Source organism: uncultured Actinomyces sp. (assembly GCF_963526355.1).
GTDB lineage: Bacteria > Actinomycetota > Actinomycetes > Actinomycetales > Actinomycetaceae > Actinomyces.
Genome location: NZ_CAUROW010000119.1, coordinates 1 through 4,825, shown reverse-complemented (window position 1 = coordinate 4,825; position 4,825 = coordinate 1). Strand labels below are relative to the sequence as shown.

General features: G+C 65.9%; 5 protein-coding genes and 1 tRNA gene. 4 read left to right on the top strand and 2 right to left on the bottom strand.

What is annotated here, in order from left to right; translation table 11 throughout:
* The first annotated feature begins 319 nt into the window (after positions 1-319).
* Entirely contained in the window at positions 320-751 is a 432-nt protein-coding gene (locus RWR81_RS12360; RefSeq protein ID WP_314458025.1) for a nucleoside deaminase, read from the top strand.
* 106 nt (positions 752-857) lie between these two features.
* Positions 858-946, top strand: a tRNA-Ser gene (locus RWR81_RS12355).
* 65 nt (positions 947-1,011) lie between these two features.
* Here the strand turns inward: RWR81_RS12355 and RWR81_RS12350 are convergent.
* Positions 1,012-1,146 (bottom strand): hypothetical protein, encoded by a 135-nt coding sequence (locus RWR81_RS12350; protein ID WP_314458024.1) that lies wholly within the window; start codon positions 1,144-1,146, stop codon positions 1,012-1,014.
* A gap of 397 nt (positions 1,147-1,543) precedes the next feature.
* On the opposite strand from RWR81_RS12350, the gene RWR81_RS12345 reads away from it, so the two are divergent.
* Positions 1,544-2,389, top strand: coding sequence for an SDH family Clp fold serine proteinase (locus RWR81_RS12345; protein WP_314458023.1), 846 nt, complete (start codon positions 1,544-1,546; stop codon positions 2,387-2,389).
* Between the two features lie 555 nt (positions 2,390-2,944).
* A complete protein-coding gene (locus RWR81_RS12340) occupies positions 2,945-3,418 on the top strand; it encodes a nuclear transport factor 2 family protein (protein WP_314458022.1) in 474 nt (157 codons plus the stop codon).
* A gap of 143 nt (positions 3,419-3,561) precedes the next feature.
* Here the strand turns inward: RWR81_RS12340 and RWR81_RS12335 are convergent.
* The coding region (locus RWR81_RS12335; RefSeq protein ID WP_314458021.1) for an ATP-dependent helicase C-terminal domain-containing protein at positions 3,562-4,825 on the bottom strand (1,264 nt) is incomplete at its 5' end.

Sequence of the window (4,825 nt, the reverse complement as noted above, 5' to 3'; positions counted from 1 at the left end):
GCTCGCTCGTTTCGGGGGACCGGCTCACCGACCTGCTCCGTTCTTCATGGGGACTCGTTCTGGGGGGATGATGCGGGAGAACTGCCAAAATACGCAAGGTGTGGCAGGACCGGGGCTTCGGCCCAGGACCGAATGCCTTGTGTGGAGCCTATAACGGAGGCGCTGTACTCGTTATGTATTCCTCCTGACGTCGGGGTGGTGTAGAAGACAACGAGCGCTGGGTCGCCGTCGCCGGTGCTGCCGGTGCGCCCCGGTCGCCGGGTCTGACATCCTTGGGGCCGTGACGCCTCCGCCTTCCGCATATTCACTGGACGCCGCCATGGCTCGGGCCCTGGAGCTGGCTCGCGCGGCGGGCAAGGTGGGGGAGGTGCCTGTGGGCGCCGTCGTCCTCTCGCCGGAGGGAGCCGTCCTGGCCGAGGCCGCCAACGCCCGCCAGGCCGAGCACGACCCGACGGCGCACGCCGAGATCCGTGCCCTGCGCGCAGCCGGCGCGGCCCTGGGCGACTCCCATCTGGACGGCTGCACCCTCGTGGTCACCCTTGAGCCGTGCACCATGTGCGCCGGCGCCATCGTCCTGGCCCGGGTGGCTCGGCTGGTCCTGGGGGCCTGGGAGCCGAGGACCGGTGCCTGCGGCTCGGTGCGCGACGTCGTGCGCGACGCCCGCGCCAACCACCGGGTCGAGGTGCGCGCCGGCCTGCGCGCCCAGGAGTCCCGGGCCCTCCTGACCGCCTTCTTCGCCGACCGCCGCTGAGGCTGCCGGTCCGGTGCCCGGGAGTGAGGGCCGATGTCGGCCGTGACTGATACCGCAGGACGCCGCATTGGGGCGCGGGCCGCCGTCCGTGTAGGCTCATGAGCGAGGTAGCGTGTCCGAGCGGCCGAAGGTGCAGATCTCGAAAGTCTGTGTGGTTCATAGCCACCCTGGGTTCGAATCCCAGCGCTACCGCCACCACGGGAAAGGCCCGTCACCGCAACGAAAAGTCGCGGTGACGGGCCTCCTCCGTTTCCGGCCGATCACACCGCACGGGCCGGGTGGCCCACATATTGCCCACAATCTCCGACGTCGTCGCGCTGCCTCAAGGCATCAAGAGCATCGGCGACGGCGTCCAGGTCATCAGGGGACAGGCCTGCGTAGACGTCGAGCGTCATTGCTGGGACTGTTGTGCGATCTGGTCTGGGATATCTCTTCCGGGTGGCGACTGCTGGTACTGGGGAGGGGTGTCGTGCCTGTGCTCCGATGGGATGACTGGGTATGAGATCGTGGGTACTAAGTAACTAGCACCTAGGTCCTTGGGCCTATTAGTATAAAGGGTGTACTACAGTCATGGCTGATCTAGCATTAAGGAGACTGGTTATGGCGCAGGAATTCTCGGCGGCAGAGAAAGAACGCGATGTTAAAGTCCCCGCCGCTCTCCGCCCTCCGGCTAAATCGAGGGATCAGAGGTGGGTGGATCAAGCGCGTCGAGCCATGGAGGCTCGTCGCTTCGGCGCAGATTTACGCCGAGGGAAGATGAAGAGTTTTCGGCCTATTGTCGGGCGGATCTAAGTGGTATCTCGAACTCCTCTGTTTCATGCGCAGCACTCGGCTCGCTATGCCAGGCAAGAACTCATTAGAGAATACCAGGATCTCAATGATGTTAACTTGATTGTTATCATTGATCAAATTACTCAAACAAATATGACGATTCTTGAAGAACTTTTGGTGGATTGTGATCCTGTCAAGGATCTCCATCTGCTGCTGTGCTCACCAGGAGGGGATGGTGAGGTTGCTCTGCGGATGGTCCGCTCCATGCAGACGCGTTGTCGGAAGCTGGTCGTTTTAGTGCCGGACATGGCTAAGAGTGCGGCGACGATCCTCTGTCTGGGTGCCCAGAGAATAATTATGGGACCGGGAGGTGATTTGGGGCCTATCGACCCTCAGATGGTTTTTTCTGACGATTCTGGACGTTCCTCCATGGTTGGCGCCAAAGATATAGTTGCGGCGGTCGAGGAGGCGGAACAGAGGGCTACGGAAAACCCGGACTCCTACCCTTTGTTTGCCTCGCTTCTGGCGGATGTGAATATGCTTATGTTGGAGCAGGCGCGTTCTGCTCTTGCTCGTTCTGAGGCGCTAATGACCGAGGCATTATCTGCGGGTGGGCGTAGTGAAGAACAAGTCGAAGCTTTGTCTGAATCTCTTAAATCACCGCTTATCGACACCCCTGCAAGCCATTCTGCTGTAATATCTGTTGATCATGCGAAAGGCTATGGTTTACCCGCTGAGGCCGCCGATCTCTCCAGTGAATCGTGGAGAATTATTTGGGACCTGTGGACTCATTATTTCTCTATAGGGTGCTGGCCTGCTGGACGTCAAGCGATTTATGAGGGAGCCCGGGCGTCACATGCCGGGTGATGTGTGTCGTGCTTAGTTGTCGATCCTACAGGCTCACTCCTGGAGGCTTATTCACAGGGCGAGGCAAGCGGTCCCTGACCTGGGCAAACACAAGCGGTCGTCGTGGCTGTGAATAACCCTCCTGGGGTGGGGTGAACGGTCCGTGGTCCGGACAAAAGCAGGCGTTTGCTGAGTCCGCGAGTAACCCCTAGGCCAATTCTGATGTCTCCTCACTTCTGGGACATGTGCATGACTTCAGCGACACGGGTAGGACGCCCCGGGCGGGTGTGCCGCACCGGGCTGCCGGAGGAGTCGGCACAGTGGTGTGCTGTACGGCCGAGTTCAGGACCTGGGCTGCCGGGGTCGGGGCCGACTGCGTTGAGCGGGTTCGGGTGACCCTGGCGTGGCGATAGTCGTCGATCCATTCAGAGCAGTTCCGGGTAGCTCAGTGCAACCGCCGTGTAGGTTCCTTGCAACCTCATGCAATCTCATATGTGTCGGGACCTGCGCACTCGTTAGCCGCGCTGAAAGCGCTTCGTCCCTCGTCTGTACGGCGTCGGGCTCTACCCTTGACCCATGAGTCGCCGCCCCCACCGTCCCCACGAGTCCCCCTCCCTCGCCCACGCCCAGACTGAGGTACGTTCCCACCCCCACGTCTCCGAGGTCGCGCCCCATGCGGCCGCCGACCTCTACTCGCTTCTGTGCGATGCCATGGTCGCCGGCGACATCAAGGCGATCGACGCCCTGCTGACCGATGACTGCGTCCTGACCCACATGACCGGTTACCCCCAGCCCAAGATCGAGTGGCTCGGAGACATCGACACTGGCGCCATGCGCTACCACGCCCACGAGGTGGTCTCCGTCCAGGCCGATACGATCGCCGGCTTCCCGGTGGTCCGCGGCCGCACCCGCACCACGGCCACCCTGTGGGGCGGACGTGGCACCTGGAACCTCCAGATCGTCGGGTATGTCGTGCCCGACGCCGATCCCGACGCCGAGCACAACCCCACCGGCTTCCGCTTCAGCCGCCTGGACGCCTCCACCTGGTGAGTCGCCGCTGAGCCGGTTGTCCTGAGAGCGCCGGGGGCAGTCGGAGTCGTAGGGGCATCCTCGAGTCTCTCGGCGGTGCCGGTCCGCTGCGGCACTTGTCGTCCGCCGTTCCCGGTTGCCCCTCGGGTCATCTTCGCTCCTACTCATCGGCGCCGCCCGGTCCCCCTGATGGCCGGCGCGTTCCACGGGTCCTCGGGCCAGGCGTGCTTGGGGTAGCGTCCGCGCATCTCGGCGCGCACCTGCGGGTAGCCCTGCTCCCAGAAGGAGGCCAGGTCATCGGTGACCGCCACCGGGCGCCGCGCCGGCGAGAGCAGGTGCAGCAGCACCGCCACCCGCCCCTGAACGATCCGTGGTGTGGCCGCCCAACCGAAGCACTCCTGGACTCGCACCGCCAGCACCGGCCGACCCGCCCGCCCGGCGCTCGTGGAGTCGTCACCGGTAGAGGTGTAGTCCACCCGCACCTGCGAGCCGGAGGGGACTTCGATGCGCTCGGGCACCAGCTCGTCCAGACGCGCTGCCTGCGGCCAGGGCAGGAGCGCCCGCAGCGCCCCGGCCACATCCAGCCGCTCCAGGCTGAAACGCCTATGTGCCGAGCCCGACGTCGTCGTCCCGGCCGACCCGCTGACCTGCTCGACCAGGCTCATGACCGCCGGCGCCAGCCACTCCTCGGACCGGGTCTTCAGGGCCGCGTCACTCATATCCGGCCAGGGATCGCCCAGGTGCTCGTGCAGCAGGGCCAGCCGGGCGCGCAGGCTCCGGGCCTCCTCGTCCCACGGCAGTACGGCCAGGCCCTCATCGGCTCCCTTGGCGTGCACCCGTTCGACGACCGCGTCCGCCACCTCCTGCGGTCCCGGAGGCGGTCCCGGGGTGGCGGCGAGTGTGATGGCCCCCAGCCGACGCACGCGCTCTATACGCAATCGCCCGCCGTCCCACACGGTGCGCTCCTCCTGGGCCAGCCAGGCCCCGGCCAGTTCCAGCGCCGCCTGCTCATCGAGGGGCGCCGCGGCACGGATGAGCGCGTCCCCACGCCCGGCGGTCAGGTCGACGCCGGCCACCGCCAGCCACTCGGACTCCGCCAGCGCCGAGCCGGCGGGCAGACGCAGACCGGTTCCGGCCACGCTCGCGTAGTGCGCCTCCTTGCCCGCCTGGGGCGCCGGTCCCCGACGTCGCGCGATCCACTGCGGCTGCGCCGTCCCTGCCACCAGGGCCACTGCCGACTCCAGGTCGCCCGACCGGGCGGGCTCACTGGGTCCGGTCCCGGGAGCGTCCCCGCCAGCACCGTCGGACGAAGCGGCGGCGCCCATGGCCTCGGGATCCGCAGCGCGATCGGAGGCGCCGCGCCGATAGGCCTGCTCCAGGCGACGCGCCTCCGTCTTCCACGCACCGGACCCGGGCCCACCGCTGCGC

Excerpts from the sequence above, each read along its gene's own strand:
- RWR81_RS12340 (WP_314458022.1), top strand. The coding sequence starts at position 2,945 with ATGAGTCGCCGCCCCCACCGTCCCCACGAGTCCCCCTCCCTCGCCCAC.
- RWR81_RS12360 (WP_314458025.1), top strand. The coding sequence starts at position 320 with ATGGCTCGGGCCCTGGAGCTGGCTCGCGCGGCGGGCAAGGTGGGGGAG.
- RWR81_RS12350 (WP_314458024.1), bottom strand. The coding sequence starts at position 1,146 with ATGACGCTCGACGTCTACGCAGGCCTGTCCCCTGATGACCTGGACGCC.